The organism is Thauera terpenica 58Eu (assembly GCF_000443165.1).
Taxonomy (GTDB): domain Bacteria; phylum Pseudomonadota; class Gammaproteobacteria; order Burkholderiales; family Rhodocyclaceae; genus Thauera; species Thauera terpenica.
In genome coordinates this window covers 40,576-64,781 of record NZ_ATJV01000045.1, presented here as the reverse complement: position 1 = coordinate 64,781, position 24,206 = coordinate 40,576, and the positions used below count along the sequence as shown (strand labels likewise).

At 63.7% G+C, this 24,206-nt stretch carries 24 protein-coding genes; 14 read left to right on the top strand and 10 right to left on the bottom strand.

The window, feature by feature from the left end:
- Positions 1-13 precede the first annotated feature (13 nt).
- Positions 14-802 (top strand): SIR2 family NAD-dependent protein deacylase, encoded by a 789-nt coding sequence (locus tag M622_RS26170; RefSeq protein ID WP_306415632.1) that lies wholly within the window; start codon positions 14-16, stop codon positions 800-802.
- 186 nt (positions 803-988) lie between these two features.
- On the opposite strand, the gene M622_RS26165 is transcribed toward M622_RS26170, so the two are convergent.
- From M622_RS26165 to M622_RS26140, 9 genes are all read right to left on the bottom strand, one after another.
- Entirely contained in the window at positions 989-1,855 is an 867-nt protein-coding gene (locus M622_RS26165; protein ID WP_021248555.1) for a toprim domain-containing protein, read from the bottom strand.
- Positions 1,852-2,550: a hypothetical protein gene (locus M622_RS40375; protein ID WP_021248554.1), complete on the bottom strand. Its 699-nt coding sequence runs from the start codon at positions 2,548-2,550 to the stop codon at positions 1,852-1,854. Before M622_RS40375 ends, M622_RS26165 begins: the two co-directional genes overlap by 4 nt.
- Complete coding sequence (locus tag M622_RS26160) at positions 2,547-4,076, bottom strand: DEAD/DEAH box helicase (protein ID WP_021248553.1); 1,530 nt, start codon at positions 4,074-4,076, stop codon at positions 2,547-2,549. Before M622_RS26160 ends, M622_RS40375 begins: the two co-directional genes overlap by 4 nt.
- Before the next feature lie 3 nt (positions 4,077-4,079).
- Positions 4,080-5,204 carry a coiled-coil domain-containing protein gene (locus M622_RS39295; protein ID WP_021248552.1) on the bottom strand — a complete coding sequence of 375 codons (1,125 nt, stop codon included), beginning with the start codon at positions 5,202-5,204 and terminating at the stop codon, positions 4,080-4,082.
- Complete coding sequence (locus tag M622_RS40105) at positions 5,201-5,344, bottom strand: hypothetical protein (protein ID WP_157281962.1); 144 nt, start codon at positions 5,342-5,344, stop codon at positions 5,201-5,203. Before M622_RS40105 ends, M622_RS39295 begins: the two co-directional genes overlap by 4 nt.
- Complete coding sequence (locus tag M622_RS26155) at positions 5,344-5,565, bottom strand: helix-turn-helix transcriptional regulator (protein ID WP_021248550.1); 222 nt, start codon at positions 5,563-5,565, stop codon at positions 5,344-5,346. The genes M622_RS40105 and M622_RS26155 overlap by 1 nt, the downstream gene beginning before the upstream one ends.
- A gap of 85 nt (positions 5,566-5,650) precedes the next feature.
- Positions 5,651-6,199, bottom strand: coding sequence for a hypothetical protein (locus M622_RS26150; RefSeq protein ID WP_157281959.1), 549 nt, complete (start codon positions 6,197-6,199; stop codon positions 5,651-5,653).
- Positions 6,196-7,446 (bottom strand): tyrosine-type recombinase/integrase, encoded by a 1,251-nt coding sequence (locus M622_RS26145; protein WP_031346477.1) that lies wholly within the window; start codon positions 7,444-7,446, stop codon positions 6,196-6,198. The genes M622_RS26150 and M622_RS26145 overlap by 4 nt, the downstream gene beginning before the upstream one ends.
- 238 nt (positions 7,447-7,684) lie before the next feature.
- Positions 7,685-8,611, bottom strand: coding sequence for a LysR family transcriptional regulator (locus M622_RS26140; protein ID WP_021248547.1), 927 nt, complete (start codon positions 8,609-8,611; stop codon positions 7,685-7,687).
- Positions 8,612-8,751: 140 nt separating this feature from the next.
- On the opposite strand from M622_RS26140, the gene M622_RS26135 reads away from it, so the two are divergent.
- The 7 genes from M622_RS26135 to M622_RS26105 all read left to right on the top strand — a co-directional run bounded on the left by M622_RS26135 (position 8,752) and on the right by M622_RS26105 (position 15,986).
- Positions 8,752-9,303: a VOC family protein gene (locus M622_RS26135; protein ID WP_021248546.1), complete on the top strand. Its 552-nt coding sequence runs from the start codon at positions 8,752-8,754 to the stop codon at positions 9,301-9,303.
- Positions 9,300-10,310, top strand: a complete 1,011-nt coding sequence (locus M622_RS26130) for a fumarylacetoacetate hydrolase family protein (protein WP_021248545.1) — start codon at positions 9,300-9,302, stop codon at positions 10,308-10,310. The genes M622_RS26135 and M622_RS26130 overlap by 4 nt, the downstream gene beginning before the upstream one ends.
- Before the next feature lie 4 nt (positions 10,311-10,314).
- Complete coding sequence (gene maiA / locus M622_RS26125) at positions 10,315-10,959, top strand: maleylacetoacetate isomerase (RefSeq protein WP_021248544.1); 645 nt, start codon at positions 10,315-10,317, stop codon at positions 10,957-10,959.
- A 90-nt stretch (positions 10,960-11,049) separates the two neighbouring features.
- Positions 11,050-13,020 (top strand): acetoacetate--CoA ligase, encoded by a 1,971-nt coding sequence (locus M622_RS26120; RefSeq protein WP_021248543.1) that lies wholly within the window; start codon positions 11,050-11,052, stop codon positions 13,018-13,020.
- Positions 13,021-13,069: 49 nt separating this feature from the next.
- Positions 13,070-13,660 carry a TRAP transporter small permease gene (locus M622_RS26115; protein WP_021248542.1) on the top strand — a complete coding sequence of 197 codons (591 nt, stop codon included), beginning with the start codon at positions 13,070-13,072 and terminating at the stop codon, positions 13,658-13,660.
- Positions 13,657-14,934 carry a TRAP transporter large permease gene (locus M622_RS26110; RefSeq protein ID WP_021248541.1) on the top strand — a complete coding sequence of 426 codons (1,278 nt, stop codon included), beginning with the start codon at positions 13,657-13,659 and terminating at the stop codon, positions 14,932-14,934. Before M622_RS26115 ends, M622_RS26110 begins: the two co-directional genes overlap by 4 nt.
- Positions 14,925-15,986 (top strand): DctP family TRAP transporter solute-binding subunit, encoded by a 1,062-nt coding sequence (locus M622_RS26105; protein ID WP_157281956.1) that lies wholly within the window; start codon positions 14,925-14,927, stop codon positions 15,984-15,986. The genes M622_RS26110 and M622_RS26105 overlap by 10 nt, the downstream gene beginning before the upstream one ends.
- 64 nt (positions 15,987-16,050) lie before the next feature.
- On the opposite strand, the gene M622_RS26100 is transcribed toward M622_RS26105, so the two are convergent.
- Positions 16,051-16,962 carry a LysR family transcriptional regulator gene (locus M622_RS26100; protein WP_021248539.1) on the bottom strand — a complete coding sequence of 304 codons (912 nt, stop codon included), beginning with the start codon at positions 16,960-16,962 and terminating at the stop codon, positions 16,051-16,053.
- A gap of 125 nt (positions 16,963-17,087) precedes the next feature.
- On the opposite strand from M622_RS26100, the gene dctP reads away from it, so the two are divergent.
- From dctP to M622_RS26075, 6 genes are all read left to right on the top strand, one after another.
- Complete coding sequence (gene dctP, locus M622_RS26095; protein WP_021248538.1) at positions 17,088-18,107, top strand: TRAP transporter substrate-binding protein DctP; 1,020 nt, start codon at positions 17,088-17,090, stop codon at positions 18,105-18,107.
- Between the two features lie 137 nt (positions 18,108-18,244).
- Complete coding sequence (locus M622_RS39290; RefSeq protein ID WP_157281953.1) at positions 18,245-18,685, top strand: TRAP transporter small permease; 441 nt, start codon at positions 18,245-18,247, stop codon at positions 18,683-18,685.
- Positions 18,682-19,977 (top strand): TRAP transporter large permease, encoded by a 1,296-nt coding sequence (locus tag M622_RS26090; protein WP_021248536.1) that lies wholly within the window; start codon positions 18,682-18,684, stop codon positions 19,975-19,977. Before M622_RS39290 ends, M622_RS26090 begins: the two co-directional genes overlap by 4 nt.
- A 10-nt stretch (positions 19,978-19,987) precedes the next feature.
- On the top strand, positions 19,988-21,586 hold the full coding sequence (locus tag M622_RS26085) for a sulfatase family protein (RefSeq protein ID WP_021248535.1): 1,599 nt from the start codon (positions 19,988-19,990) through the stop codon (positions 21,584-21,586).
- 120 nt (positions 21,587-21,706) lie between these two features.
- Positions 21,707-23,383 carry a SulP family inorganic anion transporter gene (locus tag M622_RS26080; protein ID WP_021248534.1) on the top strand — a complete coding sequence of 559 codons (1,677 nt, stop codon included), beginning with the start codon at positions 21,707-21,709 and terminating at the stop codon, positions 23,381-23,383.
- A gap of 186 nt (positions 23,384-23,569) precedes the next feature.
- Positions 23,570-24,103 (top strand): hemerythrin domain-containing protein, encoded by a 534-nt coding sequence (locus M622_RS26075; RefSeq protein ID WP_031346470.1) that lies wholly within the window; start codon positions 23,570-23,572, stop codon positions 24,101-24,103.
- Positions 24,104-24,206: the final 103 nt, after the last annotated feature.

Below are 24,206 nucleotides of genomic sequence, written 5' to 3'. Positions count from 1 at the left end.
GATTCGAGTTGGGATGATGTCAGATCGAGACGATATCGAGAAACGCTTTGCCCGATGCGCAAACCTGATCGAGCAGGCGGACGGCCTGCTGATCACTGCCGGCGCGGGGCTGGGCGTGGATGCCGGTTTGCCGGACTTTCGCGGCAAGGATGGCTTCTGGCGAGCGTATCCGGCGCTGAGCTGCGCCCGCCTGCACTTTCAGGACATCGCGTGCCCGGATGCATTCCGAGAGCGACCACGGCTCGCCTGGGGGTTCTACGGTCACAGGCTGAAGATGTACCGCGAGACCGAGCCCGGACCGACCTTAACAATCTTGATGGAGGTCGCGCGCCGCATCCCTGATGGCACCTACGTCTTCACGTCGAATGTCGACGGGGCGTTCCAGAAGGCGGGATTTGAGCCTGCGCGGGTTGTCGAATGCCATGGCACAATCCATCGCATGCAATGCCTTGAAGGCTGCCTCGATGACATCTGGTCCGCTGACTATTGGCTTCCCGAGGTCGATGACGATACATGCATGCTCATGAATGACGTGCCGACGTGCCCGCACTGCGGCGGCGTTGCTCGCCCGAATATCCTGATGTTTGGCGACAGCGCGTGGATCGACCACAGCATGCGGGCGCAGCATGCCCGGCTGCAGGGTGGCGTAATAAAGTTGAGCGGCTCTTGGTGGTTGAGATCGGTGCAGGCACAGCAATCCCAACCGTGCGGGTTTTCGGCGAGAGCCAGGACGCGCCTATCGTCAGAATCAATGCTGACGACGCCAAGACTCAGGCCGGCCGGGGCGTTTCATTGCAGATGACCGGGCTTGAGGCGATGCGCGGGATCGCGTCAGCACTGATCGAGCGAGGTTTTCTCGATATGTGAGCGGTTCGCCGACTGAAGGCCACTTCGTTTGTTTGCTGCTGCCCCTCGTCTACGCTCACTCAGCATCGGCTGGGCTGTAACCATCTATGAGAAACCCGGCGCGCGGCCGGGTCGTGGGTGGTCAGGCTGGCGGTCGCCCAAGTGCGCGAGCCACCAACACCAGCTTGCACACCGCCAGCAGGCCGGCGCGCATGTGCAGGTCGTTGACGTCCTCGTCGGTCTCCGGGCTCATCACCCACGGCAGGCCGGTGGCGATCGCGGCCTTCTCGCCGGTCTGCGAGGCATCGTTGTCGGCGAACACGAACCGGCGGCCAGCGGTGTGCTCGGCACAGTGCTGAAGGTTGTGCGCGGAGAATGTCACCATCACCGACGCCGTGATGTGAAGCTGGCGGAGTGCGCGCTCGACCGACAGGCCGGTGGCGTAGCCCTCGACCAGCCACGTTTCCGATGCCTTGCGCTGGCCGAGCACGAACACTGCCCCGGTGGTGCGCTGCCCAAGCAGGTAACGCTTCTCCCAGGCGTTGTCGACCAGCCGGATGCGCTGCGCTCCGATCAAGGCGTTTGTGGCGAGATCGCGCATCGGGACCAGCAGCGTGCCGCCGTCATCCAGCGTCAGGCCCTTGGCGTCGGCAAAGCCCTTGGCGCGCAGATAACCATGCTCGGCCGGGGTGGCCTGCGAGACCAGTTCAGCAGCCAGGGCGGCAGCGCGTTGTTGCCCACGTTGGCGCTCGGCCTGAGCCACGCGGCGCTTGTCTGCCCAGGCGGCTTTGTCGGCCTCGGTCCAGGGCTTCGCGGCGGGATCGTTCCACCACTGCACCGAGTCGCCGTGCTCCCAGTTCTGCACCCATCCGCGCTGGCCGTCGAACCAGTAGGCACCGTTCCTCGATCTGGGGTGCGCCGTCGTCGGGCAGCGGCGGATGTGGTCGCCGGAATACAGGTCGCCGATCTCGACGCCGTGGGCGAGGGCGAAGGCGGTGAAGGTGCTCATGCCGCCCCCTGCACTGCTGCTGAAGAAGCCTGTACAGATGGCTGATCTAGATAGGTCCCCAGGGGCGGGACCGTCGAACCTTCAAAAACAGGGGGTTTCGTCCCCGGGCGGGACGATCTCGTAGAATCCGGCTCATTTTCGGAGTCCGTTCGTCCCGGGGCGGGACGTTCGAGGGTGAGATCGTCCCGGGGCGGGGGCACCGTTTGCGTTTTTGCCGACTTGCGCGCGCCCGTCGAGGCACCTTTTCGAGCGTGCCGCCACACCGCTTTTTTGCCCTCGGTCGGCGGATTCGCCAGGGCTCCGCCGAGCATCCAGTCCGTCGTCCGGTAGCTGCCCGGGCCCACATCCAGCTTGCGGATGTCGCAGTCCAGCGGATAGAGCGTGACCGCCCACAAGCTGCAATCGAGTCTGGAGCCCTGCCGCGTCTGCACGATCAGTCCGTGGTCCTGCAGTTCGCTGATCGCGGCGCTCAAGCTGGATTTGCTCGACCAGCCACGCACCGTCATCAGCTTGGGCGTGAGGCACAGGTCGCCGTTGCGGGCGGCGTTCGGGCCGAGCATCGAGAGCATATCGACCAGCAGCTTCAGGCCGTGCGGTGACAACTCCGCACACGCGCGACTGCGCAGGAACTCGATGGGCAGCGGCAGCCAGGGACCGTTGACGGCGATCCCGCGCTTTTTGTGTCTGCCGTTCATGCGGCACTCTGTGCTTTGGCGAACCGGATGTTCAGGCTGTGGATCTTGTTGCGCACGGCGGCGGTGATGGGCACCTCGGCGGTGGTCTCCACGCGGAAGCTGCGCGGCGGCTCGACCCCGGCAATGTCCTTGTAGAGATGCCACGCGCGACCGTATTGCTTCTCGGGCGCGGAGTTCTCGCGGGCGTAGGCGACCACCTGCTCCCAGAGGTGCATCGCGTCATCGGCGTACTTGGTCTTGCCGATTGTGATCTCTCGCATGACGCCGGCCTCGTGCTCGATGAGGGACTTGCGCTTGACCTCGTGACCGCACGCCATACAGCGGGCAGCAAACGGGCTATAACCGCACGCGGGGCAGGATTTGGGCTCCTTCTCGCCGGGGTCGCGGCGGATGGTTTTGTCGAGCTTCTCGCCGTCGTCCAGGCTTTCGAGGCCGTGGTGATAGATGCGCTCGAAGTCCTCTGCGAAGCGGATGATGTTCCCGCTGAAGTCCAGCAAGATGCAGTCCTTCTTGCCGGTCGACGGCGATGCGCGCAAACCTCGGCCCCACATCTGAATCGCAGTGCTCAGGCTCTTGCGCAGCGGTCGGCAGTCGCACACACAACCCACATCCGGCGCGTCGAAGCCCTTTGCCAGCGCCTCGACCGAGACCAGCGCGCGCAGCGCGGAATCGGGCTTTTTGTACTCGTCCAACAGCGCCTTGCGTTCTTCAGGCTTGGTGTGCGCGCTGAACACTGCGGCCATGATGCCGGCCTCGTTGAGCTGCCGGCACAACTCTTCGCAGTGGGCAATCGTCGCGCCGAAAACAATGATCTTGCGGCCGCTGGCATAGCGCGACACCTCCGATACAACGTCCCCGATGATCCCCATGCCGCGCTCGGCGGCGGCGGTGTCGGTCCACTCGTCGCCCGATGTTTCCGCACCTGTCATGTCCGGGCGGGTGCAACTGAACACGCGCATCGGGACAAGCACGTCGCTGGTGACCAGCTCGGCCATCGTTGTTGCATTGACGTGGTTGGTGAAAATGCGGCCCATGCCCTTGCTGAAGGGCGTCGCGCTCAAGCCAATCACCGCGGCCTTCGTCTGCGTCGCGTGCTCGACCCACGTTTTATAGAGCGTGTGGCACTCGTCAACAACGATCACGTCGGCGGTCGGCCACCCGCGCGAGGCGAGAGTTTGCGCGGACGCGATCTGGAACGGCAACGCTTGGTTCGTGCGCCAGTGGTTCGCCTGGATGACACCATGCTGCGTGAGACCGTAGCTGTCGGCCGCCTCGCTTGCCTGACCAATGAGGGTGGTGCGGTCGGCTACAAAAAGCGCGCGTCGGCCCTTCAGCAGCGCCTCGTGGCAGATGCGCAGGCCCAGGTACAGCTTGCCCGCGCCCGTCGGAGCCATGACGCACTGATTTTTGTGACCCTGCCGCGCACCTTCGCGCAGCGCCTCGTGCGCGGTGACCTGGAAGGGACGGGGCGGAGGAAAGCTCGCGCTGGCGTAGCAGGGCGCGTCCTGGTCGAAGAGTTCGATCATGGCTTACCCCTTTGCCTTCAGCAGCTTTTCAGCGGCTTCTGCTTTGCGCTTCCAGGACTTCACGAGGCGGATTGCTTCGACGTTCTCGCCGGCGAGCCCGCGGATGCGCTCTTCCAGGACGCGGTTGTGCTCGTTGACGCGGCTGGCCTCGGTCAGCGCGGCCTTGATCTGGTCGTCGGCCTTGGTGACGCGGTGCAGGACCTCGATCTCTGCGACCGCTTCCTCCAGGTTGCTCGCCAATTCGGCCAGTTGCTCGCGCAGCTCGGCGTTCTCGGCGCGCCGGCGCTCGACCTCGGCGTCGGCGGGCATCCCGATGGCGGCGCACTTGCGAGCAACTGCTGCCTGGAGATCCTTGATTGCGGTGACGGCATTCCGATCGCGCTCGCTGATCTGGCTGATGGCGTGGATTGCGTTCGCTACCAGCATGAACGCCGAGACAGACGCCCCCTCTTGGTAAAGGCGGGGCTCGTCCTGCATCGGCGCGCTCGACGCTGGGGCGGGCGGGGCGACATTCACCTCAACCGTAGGCTCCGTTGATTCAGTGACGGGCTGCCCGGAGAGCGTGTCGCTGTCGGCCGACTTGCCTTTCTGCGGAATGTCCGCAGGTGCGGGCGCCCTCGCCGCGGGCTGCTGCCTGCCCGCGCTGTCGGTGCGGGTGTCGACGTGGGGAATTTCCCCACGTCCAACGAGTTCACAACGCGCGGCGCTGACGGTCTTGTGATCCACGCCGCACTTGCGCGCAATCTCGCGATCGGACCAGCTTACCCACTCCGCATCGCGGAGCATGACCTCGATCTTGCGGCGCTTGTCGGCGCGGGTCTCGCGCAGGCCGTGCTTGATGTTGGCCTGGAAGCCGTAGAGCACCGCGTCGCGGCGGGAACCGGCGTGCTCCTCGACCAAGATCGTCGGCAGACCGGCAGCGCGGGTGGCGTGGAAGCGGTGAAAGCCGTCGGCCAGCCAGCGCGCGGAACCATCGTTGAACACGGTCACCGCCGGGAAGTTGGCGCCGTCGCGCATGGCCTCGGCGTAGTCGGCCACGGTCGCCTCGTCGATCTGCTCGCGCGGCTGAGTGTCACCGTCCAAGCGGATGAGGCGGGTCTCGATGAACTTGCGGCTGGGGGCGGTCATTTCGCGCTCCCGACGACAAGCGCCACAAGCACGGCGACCGCGGCCACCAGCAGCAGGTCGAGCGCGCGCAGGCCGATGGTATGATCGCGGTGCGGTTCCACGGCGCCGGCCTTCACTTCGATAGGGGTCGGCGTTTTCATTACGCCACCCCCAGCGCAGCGCGCACTTCAGAGACGCGCCACGCGACCATCCGGGCGCCGATCTTGTGGGGCGCCGGAAAGAGGCCGTCCTTGACCTGCCGCCACAAAGTGACGCGGCTACAGCCTTTCAGGCCGAGTACAACCGGCAGGCGAACGTAGGCGCTACCAGGCAGCTCGTCGAACTGTTTGAGGGCCTCGGGGATTTGAACTCGTGCGGGCATTTGAATACCTTGGGCGTTATTGCAACGCCCCGATACTCAAACCCTACGCTGGCGGACATCTCGATGTTCACCAGCACGAACCCAGCTAGACCCCTTTGCTGGCGCGCTCTTTCACGATTCTATTTTTCAACCGCGAGACCTCGGCTGCCATGTTCCGCTCGCTGCTGGCGACCTGCGCACCGGTCTCGTGACATTCGTATCTGCCGCCATCTGCCTGGTCGATGACTAGGTTATTGACCAGCGCTTCGACCAGTTCAGCGGTCGGTACGTCCAGGTTCCTGCGGCGCCTCAAGACAGCCTCGGCACTCTTGCGCCAAGCCGCTCTTGCAGCCCCCTTGTGACTCTTCTTTTTTCGGCCCGCCTTCCATGACCCCCGACTCCTTGCGACCCTAGCCAAGCTGGACATTACGCCGCTCGAAACCAGACCCTTGAGCATCTCGACAGCGACAATCTTCCCCGCCATTTCCGCCTCGTGGAGCATTCGGTCGCATGACTGTGAATCTGTCAGCCTGTCAGCAGGAACCACATGCACCATCGCCCTGAATACTGCGTCGGCAACGGTTTTTTCATGCCGATCAACAAACCTTTCCAGTTGAGCGATCGATTCTTTTGAGACTTTGCTGTAATTGCTCATGCAGCCGCCTTGGCCCGGATCGGGACCACCTCGCCAGCCGACTGCACGGTGTCGCAGAACCTCGCCCAATCCTCCATCATTCGGCGGCGCTTCTCGAACAGGTCACCGCGCCTGTATGCAGCTTCGACCTTGTTCTCGATCGTGTGCGCAAGCGCGGCCTCGGCCACCTCGCGCGGATAGTTCGTGCGCTCGGCAGCCCAATCGCGGAAGGTCGAGCGGAACCCGTGCGCTGTCAGGTCACCCCTGCCCATGCGCCTCAACACGGCGGTCAGGGTCATATCCGAAAGCGGTGACCCTTCGCGCATCCCAGGGAACACCAGCCCTCCGCCCGCAACTACCGGCATGGAGCGCAAGACCTCGACGACACGCGCAGACAGCGGAACGCGATGCTCGCGTTTCGCCTTCATGCGATCCGCGGGCACCACCCACACCGCCTCATCGAGACTGATCTCATCCCAAGTCATACCGCGAATCTCGCCGGATCGCGCAGCCGTCAGAATCAGCACCTCCAGCGCACGCGCCGCAATGCCTTCACGTTCGCGCAGGTCACGGATGAACACGCCGATCCCATCGACCGACAACGCGGCGTGATGCTCCACCTTCGAGATCTTCTTGGGAGCGGGCAACAGTTTGTCCAAGTGCCCCTTCCAGCGGGCGGGGTTCTCTCCCTTGCGATAGCCGCGGACGGTCGCCCAATCCAACACCTGCTCGATTCGACCGCGCACGCGCGATGCCGTCTCCGTCTTGGTCGTCCAGAAGTCGTCCTTCTCGAGAATCTTGACGATATGCGCCAACTCGACATCGCGCACCTGCATCGAGCCGATGACCGGGCTCGCGTAGGTCGTCAACGTCGCCATCCATTGCGCGGCGTGCTTTGCGCTCTTCCACTCCGCCGACTTCGCGCTAACGAACTTTTCTGCGCACTCGTCGAACGTGATCTCAGCCCCGCGCTGCGCAGCCAGCGCACTGCGGGCGGCGGCTCGCTCGGCAATCGGATCGCGCCCTTCCTGAACTGTATGGCGGACTTCGCGCGCCTTCTCCCGAGCCAGGGCAAGCGGCACATCCGGGAATCCGCCAAGACCGACTTCTCGGCGCTTCCCACCAATGACAATGCGGAGTAGCCAGCTTCTACCACCGCTCGGCAAGATCTGAAGGTGCAGGCCGGCGACACCCCCGACAGCGTGCAATCCAGGCACTACGAGCCGCTTCACATCCAGCGGCCCAAGCTCTTTCGCCTTCTTCGGCATTGCAATCACCCCACATCTAACCCCACATAGTAGGAGAGATTGTATGCGATCTCATGAAACACTACAAAACATGCTTTTCAGAGCATTCAGGAGGTTGCGCTCAGTCTATGAACTGTATGAAACATCATCAAATTCGATTCCGGCAGACGCCCTGTCCGCCAGAACACCCAGAAAAGCCCTTCAAGTCATAGACTTGCAGGGCTTTTATGTTTTCTCAAGCATCCTCTCGCAAGGACCCTTAAGCGGTGTGCATACTCGCTGCAGAGAGGCTTGCGTGCTTCTCGATGTGCTGTGACAGATGATTGCGGAAGGCCTCGGCAGCAGGGGATAGCGAACGACCGTTGCGGGTAAAGATGTAGAAGCGGCGGAAGATTTCAGGGGCAACCAGCAGCCGCATGCTCAAGCCATACAAGTGGACGAGCGAAGCCGCGTAGGGAATGCAGATCGTTGCCCCCAATCCGGCCGACACCATGCTGAGCGCCGTGGACATGAAGGTCACGGTTGCATTTGGGTTGAGATCAAGCTCGCGCATGGTGTTGTGAAGGTCGATCGAAAGACGCTCGGTGAACTGACCCTGCAGCGTTATCAACGGGTAATCGGCAAGTTCTGACCATCGCACTGAATGGGCGTTTGCCAGTGGATGTTCGCGGTGAAAAACCGCATGGAATGGCAACTCGAAGAGCAGCGTCGCGTCGATATCGGAATTCGGATCCCGCTCGGGCCCGATACCCAGATCCACCTCCCCCGAGAAGACCCGCGAGGTCACGCTCTCGACCGCGCAATCGGTGAGCCGGACCGTAATGTTCGGAAAGTCGCGGGCAAACGCCGAAATCACCTCGGGCAAAAGCGTGCAGGCCATCAGCTGTGGTGCCGCAACGCGGACCACGCCCCGTTTCAGCGCCTTGATGTTTGCAACCTCGTCGAGTGCGCCGTCGAGGTCGGCGAGGATCTTCTCGATCAGCGGATAGATTCCCCTGCCGACCTCCGACATCTGGATGCGCCGGGTGCTGCGATCGAACAGGCGCACACCCAACACCTGCTCCAGTTCCTTGATGAGACCACTGAGGGCCGACTGCGTGATGTAGAGACTCTCTGCCGCGAGCGTGAAGCTTCCGGTGCGGGTGACGGCGAGAAAGGCGCGTAACTGCCGCAGCGTTACATTCATTGGCTTATCCGATAAGTGGATCTGAAAAAGTCGTTGGAATGATAAAGCGTTTTCCAATCTAATGGCGCTGTCACTTATGCAGCAATAAACAAAACGCACCTCCCCCGTCGGAGAGGCTGCGCAGGATAGAGGAGACCGCAATGACCCCGATCGTAAAAAAAATTCATCACGTGGCGTACCGCTGCAAGGATGCGCTGGAAACCGCGCGCTGGTACGAGAAACACCTGCACATGAAGCTCATCCTGTCGATCGCCGAGGATGCCGTGCCCTCGACCGGTGAGGCTGACCCCTACATGCACATCTTCATGGACGCCGGCATGGGCAACGTGCTTGCCTTCTTTGAACTGCCGACGTGCAAACCCATGGGGTGCGACCAGAACACCCCGGCCTGGACGCAGCATCTCGCCCTCGAGGTGGATTCGATGGAGACGCTGCTCGCCACGAAGGCGCGCCTCGAATCCGAGGGCATCCAGGTCGTCGGCCTCACCGACCACGCACTTTTCCAGTCGATCTACTTCTTTGACCCGAACGGCCATCGTCTCGAGCTGGCCTGCAACACCAACCTGCCCGGCATGCTCGAAGCGCTCGACAAGGTCAAGTGGGAGATGCTCGAGGAGTGGGCCCGGACGAAGAAAGCGCCCAAGCATGCAGCCTGGATGCACGACGGCAGCTACAAGGAGATGTTCAAGTGAAACTCGCCACCCTCAAGCAAGGCGGCCGTGACGGCACCCTGGTCGTCGTCAGCCGTGATCTCAAGCGCTGCGTTCCGGTGCCGTCGATTGCCCGCACCCTGCAGGCCGCACTCGATGAGTGGCAGTCCTGCCAGCCGCAGCTGCGCCAGGTCTACGAGGCCCTGAACAGCGGCGCAGTCGAGTCACAGCCCTTCGATCAGGCCGCCTGCGCCTCGCCGCTACCGCGCGCCTATCAGTGGGCTGACGGCTCGGCCTACATCAACCACGTCGAGCTGGTGCGCAAGGCACGCAACGCCGAAATGCCACCCTCGTTCTACACCGATCCACTGATGTACCAGGGCGGTTCGGACAGCTTCATCGGGCCGCGTGACGCGGTGCTTGCCGACGAGAGCTGGGGTATCGACTTCGAGGCCGAGGTGAGCGTTGTCACCGGTGACGTGCCGATGGGCGCCACCCCCGCCGAGGCGGCAAAGGCCATCCGTCTGGTGATGCTGGTGAACGACGTCAGCCTGCGCAATCTGATTCCCAACGAGCTCGCCAAGGGCTTCGGCTTCTTCCAGTCCAAGCCGGCTTCGGCCTTCAGCCCGGTCGCGGTCACCCCCGACGAGCTCGGCGAGGCCTGGAAGGACGCCAAGGTGCACCTGCCGCTGGTGGTGCACCTGAACGACAAGCTGTTCGGCAAGCCGGAAGCGGGCGTCGACATGACCTTCGACTTCGGCCAGCTCGTCGCCCACGTGGCGAAAACCCGCGAACTGGAGGCGGGCTCGATCATCGGCTCAGGCACTGTCTCCAACAAGCAGGGCGGCCTGTGGGGTTCATCCATCGATCACGGTGGTGTCGGCTACTGCTGTCTTGCTGAGGTGCGCACCTACGAGACGATCGAGCAGGGCAAGCCGAGCACGCCCTTCATGGTCGATGGCGACGTGGTCCGTATCGAGATGTTCGATCGCGACGGCCGCAACGTGTTCGGCACGATCGAGAACCGGGTGGCGGCGCGCAAGGGCTGAGGCAATGAAGCTTTACACCTACTTCCGCAGTTCGGCAGCCTACCGCGTGCGGATCGCCCTCGGCCTCAAGGGGCTGGACTACGAGGCAGTACCGGTTCATCTGGTACGCGACGGCGGCGAGCACCGTCGGCCCGAATATCTGGACCTGAACCCGGCCGGCCTTGTGCCCACTCTGGAAGACGCGGGGCAGGTGCTGACGCAATCGCTCGCCATAATCGAGTATCTGGACGAGACCCATCCCCAGGCGCGGCTGCTGCCCGAGGGAGCGCTCGATCGGGCGCGCGTACGCGAGCTCGCCCACATGATCGCCTGCGACATCCACCCGGTGAATAACCTGCGGGTGCTGCAGTACCTCGGGCACGTGCTTGGAGCGACTGAAGCACAGCGCAATGCGTGGTACCGCCACTGGGTGGGGCTGGGCCTTGCCACCGTGGAGAGCCGACTCGCGCGCGACGCGCGCACCGGGCCATTCTGCCATGGCGACCGACCGGGGCTGGCCGACTGCTGCCTCGTGCCCCAGGTGTTCAACGCGCGGCGCTTCGACTGCGATCTCTCGGCCATGCCGACGGTGTGCGACATCGTCGCCCGCTGCGAGGAGCTTGAGGCGTTTCGACGCGCGGCACCCATGGTGCAGCCCGATGCCGAGTGACAGCTGGCTGACATTTTCTGTAACGGCAGCGGTCCGGGCGCGTCGCAAGCTGCGCCCGGAAGCGGATTGCCATACAAACGAGTTGCATGAATGAAGACTGATCAAGCCCTGTGGACCCCATCGCCCGAGCGCATCGCCTCGGCCAACGTCACCGCCTTCCGCCTGGCGGCGGAGAAGCGCTGGAGCGTTGCGCTGCCCGACTACGCAGCACTCCAGGCTTGGTCGGTGGCGCACCCGGAGCAGTTCTGGGTCAGCGTCTGGGAGATGGGCGAGGTCGTCGGGCACCGTGGCGAGCGCGTGCTGGTCGATGGCGAACGGATGCCCGGCGCGCAGTGGTTCCCCGACGCGAAGCTCAACTTCGCCCGCAACCTGCTGCGCTCGCGCGATGCGCACGATGCGATCGTGTTCTGGGGCGAAGACCGGGTGATGAAGCGCATGAGCCACGGCGAGCTGTACCGCGCCGTCGCCCACTTCGTCGCCGCGCTACGCGAGATGGGTGTGAAGAAGGGCGACCGCGTCGCCGCCTACATGCCCAACATGCCCGAGACCGTGATCGCCATGCTGGCCGCGACGAGCATCGGTGCGATCTTCACCTCGGCCTCGCCCGACTTCGGCGTGCAGGGCGTCCTCGATCGCTTCGGCCAGACCGAGCCCAAGGTGCTGATCGCCTGCGACGGCTACTACTACGGCGGCAAGACCGTCGACGTGCTCGACAAGCTGGGCGAGATCGTCGGTCAGCTGCCCTCGGTCCAGCGGGTGGTCGTCGTGCCCTACGTGCATCACGACCACGATTTGTCGCACGTGCCGCATGCGCGCATGTACGCCGACTTCATCGCCCCCTTCCACTTCGTCGATGACATCGAGTTCGCCGAGCTGCCCTTCGATCATCCGCTCTACATCATGTACTCCTCGGGCACGACGGGCGTACCGAAGTGCATCGTGCATTGCGCCGGCGGCGCGCTGCTGCAGCACCTCAAGGAGCACAAGCTGCACGGCGACGTGAAGCCGGGCGACCGCGTGTTCTACTTCACCACCTGCGGCTGGATGATGTGGAACTGGCTGGTCTCTGCGCTCGCCGCCGAGGCCACGCTGCTGCTCTACGACGGCTCGCCGTTTGCCGGCGACAACCAGATCCTGTTCGACTACGCCGACGCCGAGGCCATGACTCACTTCGGCACATCGGCGAAGTTCATCGACGCTGCCGCCAAGTTCGGCCTCAAGCCGCGCGAGACGCACAAGCTCGACACCGTGCGCGCGATGATGAGCACCGGCAGCCCGCTGGTGCCCGAAGGCTTCGACTACGTCTATCGCGACATCAAGGCCGACCTGCAGCTGTCGTCGATCTCGGGCGGCACCGACATCATCTCCTGCTTCGTGCTCGGCAGCCCGGTGCTGCCGGTGTGGCGCGGCGAGATCCAGTGCCGCGGCCTCGGGCTGGCGGTGGACGTCTGGGACGACGACGGCCGTCCGGTGCGCGGCGAGAAGGGCGAACTGGTGTGCACCAAGCCCTTCCCGGCGATGCCGTCCGGCTTCTGGAACGACGCCGACGGCAGCAAATACCAAGCCGCCTACTTCGATCGCTTCCCCAAGGTCTGGTGCCATGGCGACTTCTGCGAGATCACCGCGCACGGCGGGCTGGTGATCTACGGCCGCTCGGACGCCACGTTGAACCCAGGCGGGGTACGCATCGGCACCGCGGAGATCTATCGCCAGGTCGAGAAGCTGCATGAAGTGGTCGAAAGCCTGGTAATCGGCCAGGACTGGCCACCGCAGAACCCCAACGACGTGCGCGTGGTGCTGTTCGTGAAGCTGCGCGACGGGCTGGTGCTTGACGACGACTTGGTCAAACGGATCAAGCAGACCATCCGCGACAACACCACACCGCGCCATGTGCCGGCGAAGGTGCTGCAGGTGGCGGACATCCCTCGCACCAAGAGCGGCAAGATCGTCGAACTGGCGGTGCGTAATGTCGTGCATGGCCGTCCGGTGAAGAACCGGGAGGCGCTGGCCAACCCCGAGGCGCTGGCGCACTTTTGCGATCGTGCAGAGCTTGCCGGGTGAGGTGCTGCCGGCAACGTGCAGTGCGCTGCCGGAACCCACGGAGAAAGACATGTTTTTCGATCGTATGACTCGCGTGGTCACGCGAATGCTGGAGGTGGTGATCGTCGTCAGCCTTGCGCTGATGGCGATACTCGTTTTCGGCAATGTAGTCCTGCGCTACGGGTTCGACTCCGGGCTGGCGGTGTCGGACGAGCTCGCCCGCCTGCTGTTCGTGTGGGTGATCTTCCTCGGCGCCATCCTCGCTTCGCGGGAGCATGCCCATATCGGCCTCGATGCCTTGGTGCGCAGGCTGTCACCGTTCTGGAAGAAGGTCTTCATCTGCCTCTCCGGCACGCTGATGCTCGGCTGCTGCGCGCTGTTCGTGATCGGGGGGTGGTCGCAGACAGTCATCAACCTCGACAACACCTACCCGGTGCTCGGCATCTCCTACGCGTGGCTCTACGCGGCGGCCGTGGTGTTCGGGATCGGCATGGCGATCAGCATCGCCTACAACGTCTTCGATGCGGTGACGCGCCCGCATACCCCCGCGGAACTTGTCCTCATCCGCGATATGGAGGATCGCATCGGCGAGGAGATGGTCTTGCTGGCCGACGCGGCCGAAGCCTTCGAACACAACAAGCGCAAGGAGAACTCGAAATGACCGCAGCCGTATTCCTGAGCGGTCTGCTCGGAGCGATGCTCCTGGGCATGCCGATCGCCTTCGCCGTGCTGATCAGCGCCGTGCTGCTGATGCTCTTTCTCGGCGAATTCGATCCACAGGTCGTCGCCCAGAACGCGATTGGCGGTGCCGACAACTTCGTCCTGATGGCCGTACCCTTCTTCATCCTCGCCGGCGAGTTCATGAACGCGGGCGGCCTGTCGCGCCGGATCGTGGACATGGCGATGGCCTTCGTCGGCCATCTGCGTGGCGGCCTCGGCTATGTCGCCATCCTCGCTGCGCTGGTGCTCGCCAGCCTGTCCGGTTCGGCGGTCGCCGACACCGCAGCGCTCGGCGCCCTGCTGGTGCCGATGATGCGTGAAGCGGGCTACAACACCGAGCGCGCCTGCGGCCTCATCGCCGCCGGTGGCATCATCGCACCGGTGATCCCACCCTCGATCGGCTTCCTGCTGTTCGGCGTGGTCGCCAACGTCTCCATCACCCAGCTGTTCATGGCCGGCATCGTGCCGGGCGCGATGATGGCGATCTCGCTGGTGGCGGCATGGTGGTGGGTGTCGCGCCGCGATTCGTTCAACCCGGCGCCCAGGATGCCGTGGATCGGGCGCATCGGTGTTCTCGGCCGCGGGGTGTGGGCGCTGATGATGCCGGTGATCATCATCGGGGGTCTGAAGATGGGGGTGTTCACCCCCACGGAGGCCGCGGTCGTCGCCGCCTTCTACGCGCTCTTCGTCGGCGTGTTCGTCTATCGCGAGCTGAACCTGAAGTCGATCTATCACTGCCTGCTGATCGCAGCACGCACGTCGGCGGTGGTGCTGATCCTGGTGGCGATGGCGATGGTGGCGTCCTACATGATCACGATCGCGGACGTTCCGGGTCAGATCGGTGCCTGGCTCGAGCCGATTGCCGACCGCCCCGGGATGCTGGTCTCTGCGATGCTGCTGATCGCGTTCGGGCTGGGAATGGTGCTCGATTTCATCCCGATTGTCCTCGTCCTGACCCCGGTGTTCATGCCGATCATCCGGGCTGCAGGCGTGGATCCGGTCTATTTCGGTGTCGTATTCATCATGACCGTTGCGATCGGCATGATCACCCCGCCGGTAGGTGTGGTGCTCAACGTGATCGCCTCCATCGGCAAGGTCTCCATGGAGCGTGCGGTGCGCGGCGTGCTGCCCTTCCTCGCCGCCGAGGCCCTGATCGTGATCCTGCTGCTGCTGTTCCCTGCATTTGTCACCGTGCCCGCAGGCTGGTGGCGCTGATTCAAACCGTGTCGTTATCGTCGTTCCAGAAGGAGGAGACTTCCATGAAAAGCAATCTGAAAACCACAATCCTTGCCGCCGCGATGGCGTGCAGCGTCATGCTGACCGGCCCCGCCGCTGCGCAGGAAATCACCGCCAAATTCTCCGTCACACTACCGGAGGCTTCGCATCAGGGCCAGGGCGTGGCCAAGTTCGTCCAGCTCGTCAAGGAGCGCAGCCAGGGCCGCATCGAGATCAAGCCCTACTACAACGCTGCCCTCGGTAACGACGTGCAGGTCACCTCGGCCCTGCAGGGCGGGAGCATCCAGTTTGTGGTGCCGCAGACCACGACACTGACGGGCATGATCAAGGAGTTTGAGGTGCTTGATTATCCCTTCCTGTTCGACAGCGAGCAGGAGGCCGAGGCGGTGCTGGATGGTGCCGTCGGGCAGCGCCTGCTGGACACCTTGCCGGAGAAGGGCCTGGTGGGCCTGGCATTCTGGGAAAACGGCTTCTTCAACTTCACCAATTCGCGTCATCCGATCGCGAAGCTGGAAGACTTCAACGATCTCAAGCTGCGTGCCGTGCAGGCCAAGATCTCGCAGGAATCGATCAAGACACTGGGCGCGACGCCGGTCCCGCTCGCGGTGCCCGAACTCTTTACCGCGCTCGAAACGCGCACGGTCGACGGCCAAGGCACACCTGCAACCGTCACCACCGCCCTGCGTCTCGATGAGGTGCAGAAGTACCTATCGAAGACGCGCCACACCTATGGCGCATTCATCCCGCTGGTCAGCAAGAAGTTCTGGGACAAACTGTCCGAGGACGACCGCAAGCTGCTGTTGCAGGCTGCAATCGATGCGCGCACGTATCAACGCGGTGTGGCGCGAGATCAGGACAGAGACGCGCTCGCGAGGATGGCCGCCAAGGGGGTCGCGATCAACGAAGTGAGTCCCGCGGAGCGTACCCGCATGCGCGAAGCATCCAAGCCGATCTGGGATGCGTTCGCACAAGGCAGCATGGTGGAGGTCTTGCAGGCCACCCAGGCTGAAATCGCCAAGGTCCGTAAGTAAGGGCCAGTAAGGGCCTGCACACGCCGCGCGGGGGCATCGCTTCGCCGATGCCCCCGCGCGGCGTTCACCCCGGATCCTTGATCGGGCTGAGGGAAGAGGCGATGGCCTGAATGACGGGCTGGAAGCGCTCGTCCACATCTCGCAGCCAGCTCAGGTTCACTTCGTATTTTGGCAGCCCTTCACGCAGGCGAATGGCACGTACGCTGCCCGGCTCGATCGTTTTCAGCAGGCATGGATGGGGTACGAGACAGAATAGGTCGCTACTCGCCACGAGGGTGAGCAGGATGTGATAGTCGTGACACTGCACGACCACCCGTGGGGGCGGCAGCTTGCGGACCTGGTGGGCTTCCTCGATCACATGGCCGACCGTGCCCGGATTACCCGCGACGGCCCAGCGCGCGTCGCAGATGTCCTCGAGCGTGGTCAGGGCGGGCACGGGATGCCCGGCACGCACATAGACCGTCGGCTCGCTGGTGTGCAGTTTTCGCCATTGCAGATCGGCCGTGGCTTCCCTGCGCCCATGGGGCGCGATGATGAGGTGCAGGTCGCGCTGCCTGAGGCGGCTCATCAACTCGGGCGCGCTGCCGCTGATCAGCTGCAGGAATCCCTCCGGGCGGTGTGCATGCCAGACCTTCTCGATGCTGGGACCGTACAGGAGGGCGGATGCTGGCGCGAGACCAATGCGCAAAGCTGCACCGTCCGTAGTCGAGTGGTCGTCGCGCGCGTCACCGGGAGTCTCCCTGAGGGCGTCCAGTTCGGCCTGGAATCGGGTGGCCGCGTGCACGACCCGATAGGCCTGTACGTTCGGCACGAACCTGTGACCGCTCCTCTCGAACAGTCTTACCCCTAGCGTCCTCTGCAATTCGGTGATCGCCTTCGACACCGCTGGCTGGCTGACGCCTGCTTGGCGCGCGGCGGCGACGAAAGTGCCGTGCTCGAGAATGAGCTCGAGATACCTCAGCTGGGTTCTGAGCATAACCAAGACGTTATGAATAGGATCAGCAAATTATTGCACTCCATAAGTCCGAATAATACCTTTCCATTCGGGCACCGTCAGATCAAAAGCCCACCCCGACACCCCGGAGAGAGAGAGAGAGAGACATGCTGCGTAAATTCATTACCACCACCCTGATGGCCGCCGCCATCACCGCCGTTCCGGCTCAGGCCGAGACCAAGCTCCTTTTCAACGTCTTCGTCCCGCCCGGACACTTCATGCACGAAGTGCTCAAGGGGTGGGCGCAGGACGTCGAGAAGGTGACCGAGAGCCGCGTCGATATCGAGTTCGCAGCCGGCAGCCTGGCGCCTCCGCCGCAGCAGCTGCAGGGGGTCGCATCCGGCGTGTTCGATGTCGCCTTCGCGATCAACCCCACGATCAAGAGCAAGGCGCCTTTGCTCGAAGTGTCCTCGCTGCCCTGGCTGGTGAGCGATGCGGAGGCTGCCTCGGTCGCCGCCTGGCGCATTTACGAGAAGCACTTCGCCTCCAGGAACCAGTTTCCTGATGTGCATCTGCTGTCGGTTTTCAACTTTTCCGGCGGACAGCTCTACAGCACGACGGACACGCCGATCAATTCGCTTGACGAGTTGAAGAGTCGCAAGATGTGGGCCCTCTACGGCGAATCGGCAGACCTGCTGAAGAACCTCGGGATCAGCCCAATCACCAGCCCCGCCGTACAGGTCAGCGAGTCGGTTTCGCGCGGTGTGGTCAATGGGTACTTCGGCCTGATCCTCGAGAGCGTGATCGACTTCAAGACTGCGCCATACACCAAGTCGATCACGCTGTTTCCGCTTGGTGTGACCTCGTCGGGCTTCTCGATGTTCATCAACAAACGCAAGTGGGGCTCGATCAGCGAGGCAGACCGCAACGCGATCATGAAGCTCTCGGGCGAGGCACTGGCGCAGCGCGTAGGCAAGGCGTCGAAGGCGGCATCTGCAGCAGCGCTGTCGCAGCTGAAGGCGGATGGAATTCAGGTCATCGAAGCCGATCCCCAGTTCTACGCCGAGCTCGAGCGTGCCGCCACGCCTTCGTACGAGCAGTTCGAGCGCACTGCCGAGAAGGCGGGGCTCGATGGCAAGGCCGTGCTCGCCGACTTCCGCAAGGAATACGACGCCCTCGCCAAGTAACGGTCGCGCACGCAGCGCCTTTGTCGGTCGAGCGCCTCAGGCGCTGTCGTGCGTCACATCCGAACTCGTTACCGCTCTGGAGGTTTCTCATGTCGCCCCATTCATGGGCACGTCCGCTCTATCGCATCGGACAGGTCGTGGGCACGCTGGCCGTCATCACGATTGCGTTGCTGACCGCCGCCGACGTCGTTCTGCGCTATTTCTTCAACGCCGCTATTTTTGGCGCAGCCGAAGTCGCAAATGCCCTGCTGGCCGTGCTGGTCGGCGCGGGCCTCATCATCGTCGCAGCCCAGCGCCTGCATATCTGTGTCGACCTTTTCGACGCCCCGCTGCGGAGGCGTCTTCCCAAACTTTATCCGCGCTGGATCTTCGGCGCCGAGCTGCTCGGCACCGCCGCGCTCGCAACGCTGCTGGTCCAGCACGCCATGCACACCATCGACTTCGGTGAGCTCACCCCGGTACTCGAGTTCCCGATCGGCTGGGTCTTCGCCCTGGTTGCGCTACTCGTGATCATGGCGCTGGCCGTCCTCCTCAGTGGCTGGCGTGACGAGAAAATGCATCAGGGGGAAGAAAAATGACTGCAGCACTGATTGGCTTTGCGATCCTCATTGCCCTCAGCTTCACCGGGATGCCGCTTGCCTTTGCCACCTTGCTGACGGGTTTCGTGGGCTTCGGCCTGATGCGCGACTGGGATTCGGCGGTCGCAATGTCCGGGCAGCAGATCGGCGAGATGATCGTCAACCCTAATCTCGTGGTTGTGCCGATCTTCATTCTCATGGGCGAGCTCATCCGCCGCGGCGGAATCGCGGACGAACTCTACGAGTTTGGCAACGCGCTCGTCGGACGGCTGCGTGGCGGCCTGGCGATGTCCACCGTGCTGGCCTGCGGTGCATTTTCCACGGTCTGTGGCAGTTCGGTGGCCACTGCGGCGACCATGACCAAGGTCGCGATGCCGCCGATGCGCCGCTACGGCTACCACGACAGTCTGTCGGCGGGCACAGTTGCCGCAGGCGGCACGCTGGGCATCCTGATTCCGCCCAGCATTCCGATGGTCATCTACTGCATCTTCGCGCGTGAGGACATCGGGCGCATGTTCATCGCCGGGATCGTGCCAGGCGCGCTGATGATGACTGCCTTCATGGTGACCATCGCCCTGTGGGCACGACTTCGGCCCGGGGTGGCGCCGGTTGGCGCTGCGATGAGCTGGACCCAGCGCATCGCAGCGTTCAAGAAGACGTGGGCTTTCGTGGTGTTGTTCCTGGTCGTGCTGGGCGGCATCTATCTCGGCGTCTTCACCGCGACTGAGGCTGCGAGTGTCGGTGCCATCGGCGCGTATCTGTTCGCCCTCGCGCGCGGGTCGATGCGCAGCGGCAGGGAGTATCTCGACGTGATCGGCGGCGCGGTCGGCATCAGCGCGGCGATCTTCGCCATCGCGTCCTGTGCCCTGGTGTTTTCGCAGTTCATCAACGTCACGGGGATGCCCTTCGCGCTGATGGAGCTGGTCAACGGCTGGGAGCTTTCGGGTATCCAGCTGGTGCTCGCGATCGGCGCCCTGTGCATCCTGCTCGGCATGGTGTTCGAGGCGCTGGGCATTCTGGTGCTGATCGTGCCGATGTTCCTGCCCACGCTGCAGGCACAGGGCGTGGACATGATCTGGTTCGGTGTCGTGGTGATCATCCTGATCGAACTCGGCCTGATCACTCCCCCGGTTGGTGTCAACGTGTTCACGGTCAAGGCTGCGCGCCCGGACCTCAAGCTCGGCGACGTATTCGCCGGTGTCACGCCCTTCGTGCTGGCCATGCTGGTCACCGCGGCACTCATCCTCATCTGGCCGGAGATCGTCGTCGGCCTCCCCAACCTGATGCGATAAGAGACAAGACATGCGTCCCAACTTCCTGATCTTCATCACCGACCAGCATCGCGCGGATCATCTCGGCTGCTATGGCAATCCGATCGTGCGCACGCCCAATATCGATGCGCTGGCCCGAGGTGGCGTGTGCTTCGATCGCGCCTACGTGGCCACGCCGGTCTGCATGCCGAACCGGGGTTCGATCATGACTTCACGCATGCCCTCGATTCATGGTGCGCGCAGCAACGGTGTGCCGCTGCCACTGGAGGCGGTGACCTTCGCCGACCTGCTGGGGGAGTTCGGTTACCGCACCGCGCTCGTGGGCAAGAGCCACCTGCAGAACATGGAAGACGCGCCGCCGCTGCTCAAGACGCCCGAATCCCGGGCCGGCACGCAGAGGTCCGGCACCTTCCCCGAGGCGCGTCGCAGCACGATCGACGACCCGGCGTACTGCCAGGAGCTGAAGGCGAGCTGGGCCGATCCGGCTCACCGCCTGACCTTGCCGTATTACGGTTTCCAGGAGGTCGTCCTCTGCAACAGCCACGCCGACGAGTGCTTCGGTGACTGGTTGCGCTGGCTGCAGCGCGAACATCCCGAGCTTGCGCAGCGGCTCGGGCGCGAGCATGGCGTGCGCGATCCCGACTTCGTCTCGCCGCAGGCCTGGCGCACCCACCTCGATGAGTTCCAGTACCCGACGCACTTCATCGCCGATCAGTCGCAGAAGTGGATTCGTGATCATGTCGCCAACCATCCGGACCAGCCCTTCGCGCTGATGTGCTCCTTTCCCGATCCGCACCACCCATGGACGCCGCCGGGGCGCTACTGGGACATGTATCGCCCGGAGGACATGCCGCTATCCCCCAGTTTGCTACCCGCAGAGGAGCACCCCCCCCATGTACGCTGGCTGATGGATGAGCGCAACCGGGGGGCGGCCAAGGTCGACGGACAGCGTCTGTTCATGGCCACCCCGCGCGAGATCCAGGAGATGTCGGCGCTGACTTACGGCATGATCACCAACATCGACGACCGCATCGGCATGGTGATGGAGACGCTGCGCGAGTGCGGCGCCGACCGCAACACGGTGGTGATCTTCACCTCGGACCACGGCGATCTGCTCGGCGACCATGGCATCGTCCTCAAGGGGCCGCTGCATTACCAGGGGCTGGTGCGCGTGCCCTTCATCTGGCGCGAACCCGACGGGGACGGGGCCGATGCTCAGGTGAGGCGCGACGACCTCGTGTCCTCGCTCGATCTGCCCGCGTCGATCCTGACCCGGGCCGGTATCGCCTCCCCCAACGGAAGCCAGGGCAAACCCTTGTTCGACCCGGTCGGCGCGCCGCTCGGCTCCGGTCGCGATGCCGTGCTCATCGAGGAGAACCAGCAGCGCGCATACCTCGGGTTCGAGACGCCCGTGAAGGTGCGGACCCTGATCACCGAGCGCCATCGTCTGAGCGTGTTCGGCGATGCGCAGTGGGGCGAACTCTACGACCTGCAACAGGATCCGCACGAGCTCGACAACCTGTGGGACGCACCGGCTGCAATCGGGATCAAGGCGGAGTTGCTGCAACGACTGGTGTGCGCCTTGATGGAGCACGCCGATAGCAGCCCCAGCCCCACCCGGATCGCCTGATCGAGCACTGACGAATCCTTGTCTGCGACGCTGTGCGGACGATCAATCGAGCGCAATGCGCCTCGATGGTCCGTACGGCGGCGGAGCGGGACCCTCCCGATGAGCCATTTCTCGCCTCGCATGCTGATTCCCGCCGGAGACCCCTGGTGGCGCGATCTCTCTTTGCAGACCCTGCGTGCGGACCTGTTCGCCGGCCTGCTCGGGGCCTTGCTCGTGCTGCCCCAAGGCGTCGCATTCGCGCGCCTGGCGGGCCTGCCGCCGGAGTACGGCATCTATTCGGCCTTGCTGCCCTGCGTGGTGGCCGCCCTCATGGGTTCGAGCCGCCATGTGGTGTCGGGCCCGACCAATGCCAATTCCCTCGCGCTGTTCGCCATGCTCTCGCCGCTGGCGAGTCCTGGCAGCCCAGACTACATCCAGCTTGTTCTTGCGACGACCTTGATGGTCGGTGTTATCCAGTTGCTGGTCGCGGTCTTCCGCCTTGGCGTGCTGGCCGACTTCATCGCACCGTCGGTACTCGTCGGCTTCACGGCAGGTGCGGCCTGTCTGATTGCCTATCACGCGGGGCTCGATCTGCATGCCCTCGCAAGCCGGCACGCTGCCGTATGGCCAGAGTTGGCGGTTGCGGCACTCACGCTGGCGATCACCTTCGCAGTCGCACGTCTGCGTCCGCGATGGCCGGCGATGCTGCTCGGGCTGGTCGGAGGCTATGTGCTGGCGACCGCGATCGAGGCGCGGGGAGGGGTTGGGGTCAGTCAGATGGGTTCGATCCCGGCGATCCTGCCCGCATTGAGTCTGCCTGGCTTCGATCTGGCACATTTCGGCGACCTGGTCGGCATCGCGCTGGCCTTGTCGGTGGTGGCGATGGCCCAGTCCGTCTCGATCGCCAAGGCCATCGCCGATCGATCTGGCGACCACATCGACCCGAATCGCGAATTCTTCGGCCAGGGCCTGGCGAACCTGGCGGCGAGCTTCACGTCTTCCTATCTGGCGTGCGGCTCCTTGAACCGCTCGATGCCCAACTTCGAGGCAGGCGCCCGCACCCCCCTTGCTGCGGTCACCTCGTCGGTGGCGCTCCTGGCGCTGGTCGCCGCGAGCGCTTCGCTGCTGGAACGCATCCCGATGGCGGCCATCGCTGCCCTCTTGCTCTACGTCTCCTGGACATTGATCGACATCCGGAAAATACGCGAGATTGCCGGGTTCGGACGCCAGGAGGCGACTTGTCTGCTCACCACCTGGCTTGCGGTGCTGCTGATCCGAATCGAACTGGCGATCCTGATCGGCATCGGCCTTTCCCTGCTTTTCTATCTGTACCAGACCTCGCGGCCTGCGATGCGTGTCCTTGTTCCCTTCGGCGCAGAGCGACGCTTCACGCCGATCCCGGAAGTCGGCGCGCACGTAGAGGAATGCCCGCAGCTCAAGCTCGTTCGGATGGAAGGCTCCGTCTATTTCGGTGCGGCTCGCCATGTCGGCGAGGTGCTGCGCCGCTATCGGGAGAGCAGTCCGGGGCAGAAGCATCTCCTGATCATGGCCAAGAGCATGAACTTCCTTGACCAGGCGGGCGAAGCCCTGTGGCGGAAGGAGTTCACGCAGCGGCATGCCCTCGGTGGTGGCTTGTACTTCCACCGCCCCCGCGCGCGGGTCATGGAGGCATGGAGACGTGGCCATTCGTTGGAACGTCTCGAGAACAGTCATATCTTCTGGCGCAAGAGTCATGCTTTGGCAGAGATCGTTCCGCGGCTCGACCAGGCCGTTTGCGCCAGATGCGCGGTGAAACTGTTTGCAGAATGTCCGAAGTAAGATGACGCATCAAGGCAAGACGGTGGAGGGGGTGAGCACGCCCTGACTCAGCCGGCGGCTGGATTTCCCTCTCGCCGGGTCGGGCATGAGCGCAGCGGTGAAGGTCGCGACAACGTAGGGCTCCAGGCGCAAGCGAGCGCTCGCCATGATCAGGGTGTGTGAAGTGATGAAACCAGGGAGGTCGTGATGAAATCAGAAATGGATTCGGCTCCAATCGGGAGCTTTTCGGGATGTCATTCGGGCATCATCGAGCATATGGATACTTTTGCCCGCTTGCCCGCATTGATGAAGCCGGCCGAAGAGGCTCGCAGCATCGCGGCGAGCATGCAGCAGTTTTTCCGCGACATCGTGTTAACTCACCATCAGGAGGAAGAGCGTGAGCTCTTCACCGCTGTGATGGCTAGTGCAGCACACGGCGAGGAGTTGGAGCTGGTTCGCGCGATCGTTACCCGACTGACCTCCGAGCATCGCGAGCTCGAGCGTTGTTGGGCCAGTCTTGAACCACAAATGAAGAAGGTCGCACGTGGCGAACTGGTCAAGGTCGATACGCAGGCGATCGAACAGCTCACTGCCGGTTACAAAGCCCATGCGGATTACGAGGAGCAGGAGTTCCTGCCGCTTGCGGAAAGGATCCTCGGACGGAACGCGAATCACATGGCGGCCTTGGGCATGTCGCTTCACATGCGTCGGTCGAGCAAGCGTGTCGTGGGGTATATCTGAAAGAAACAGCGCGCGGCAAAACCAGTACTCGGCGTGCAGGTAGCGCCAGAGACACGTCAGCGGAACTGGCGGTCGTTGGTGGGCCGCCCGACGGTGACGTAAT

Bases quoted from the DNA above. Each gene is read 5' to 3' on its own strand.
- M622_RS26170 (WP_306415632.1), top strand. From the start codon at position 14: ATGATGTCAGATCGAGACGATATCGAGAAACGCTTTGCCCGATGCGCA.
- M622_RS26165 (WP_021248555.1), bottom strand. From the start codon at position 1,855: ATGAGCACCTTCACCGCCTTCGCCCTCGCCCACGGCGTCGAGATCGGC.
- M622_RS40375 (WP_021248554.1), bottom strand. From the start codon at position 2,550: ATGAACGGCAGACACAAAAAGCGCGGGATCGCCGTCAACGGTCCCTGG.
- M622_RS26160 (WP_021248553.1), bottom strand. From the start codon at position 4,076: ATGATCGAACTCTTCGACCAGGACGCGCCCTGCTACGCCAGCGCGAGC.
- M622_RS39295 (WP_021248552.1), bottom strand. From the start codon at position 5,204: ATGACCGCCCCCAGCCGCAAGTTCATCGAGACCCGCCTCATCCGCTTG.
- M622_RS40105 (WP_157281962.1), bottom strand. From the start codon at position 5,344: ATGAAAACGCCGACCCCTATCGAAGTGAAGGCCGGCGCCGTGGAACCG.
- M622_RS26155 (WP_021248550.1), bottom strand. From the start codon at position 5,565: ATGCCCGCACGAGTTCAAATCCCCGAGGCCCTCAAACAGTTCGACGAG.
- M622_RS26150 (WP_157281959.1), bottom strand. From the start codon at position 6,199: ATGAGCAATTACAGCAAAGTCTCAAAAGAATCGATCGCTCAACTGGAA.
- M622_RS26145 (WP_031346477.1), bottom strand. From the start codon at position 7,446: ATGCCGAAGAAGGCGAAAGAGCTTGGGCCGCTGGATGTGAAGCGGCTC.
- M622_RS26140 (WP_021248547.1), bottom strand. From the start codon at position 8,611: ATGAATGTAACGCTGCGGCAGTTACGCGCCTTTCTCGCCGTCACCCGC.
- M622_RS26135 (WP_021248546.1), top strand. From the start codon at position 8,752: ATGACCCCGATCGTAAAAAAAATTCATCACGTGGCGTACCGCTGCAAG.
- maiA (WP_021248544.1), top strand. From the start codon at position 10,315: ATGAAGCTTTACACCTACTTCCGCAGTTCGGCAGCCTACCGCGTGCGG.
- M622_RS26120 (WP_021248543.1), top strand. From the start codon at position 11,050: ATGAAGACTGATCAAGCCCTGTGGACCCCATCGCCCGAGCGCATCGCC.
- M622_RS26115 (WP_021248542.1), top strand. From the start codon at position 13,070: ATGTTTTTCGATCGTATGACTCGCGTGGTCACGCGAATGCTGGAGGTG.
- M622_RS26110 (WP_021248541.1), top strand. From the start codon at position 13,657: ATGACCGCAGCCGTATTCCTGAGCGGTCTGCTCGGAGCGATGCTCCTG.
- M622_RS26100 (WP_021248539.1), bottom strand. From the start codon at position 16,962: ATGCTCAGAACCCAGCTGAGGTATCTCGAGCTCATTCTCGAGCACGGC.
- dctP (WP_021248538.1), top strand. From the start codon at position 17,088: ATGCTGCGTAAATTCATTACCACCACCCTGATGGCCGCCGCCATCACC.
- M622_RS26090 (WP_021248536.1), top strand. From the start codon at position 18,682: ATGACTGCAGCACTGATTGGCTTTGCGATCCTCATTGCCCTCAGCTTC.
- M622_RS26085 (WP_021248535.1), top strand. From the start codon at position 19,988: ATGCGTCCCAACTTCCTGATCTTCATCACCGACCAGCATCGCGCGGAT.
- M622_RS26080 (WP_021248534.1), top strand. From the start codon at position 21,707: ATGCTGATTCCCGCCGGAGACCCCTGGTGGCGCGATCTCTCTTTGCAG.
- M622_RS26075 (WP_031346470.1), top strand. From the start codon at position 23,570: ATGAAATCAGAAATGGATTCGGCTCCAATCGGGAGCTTTTCGGGATGT.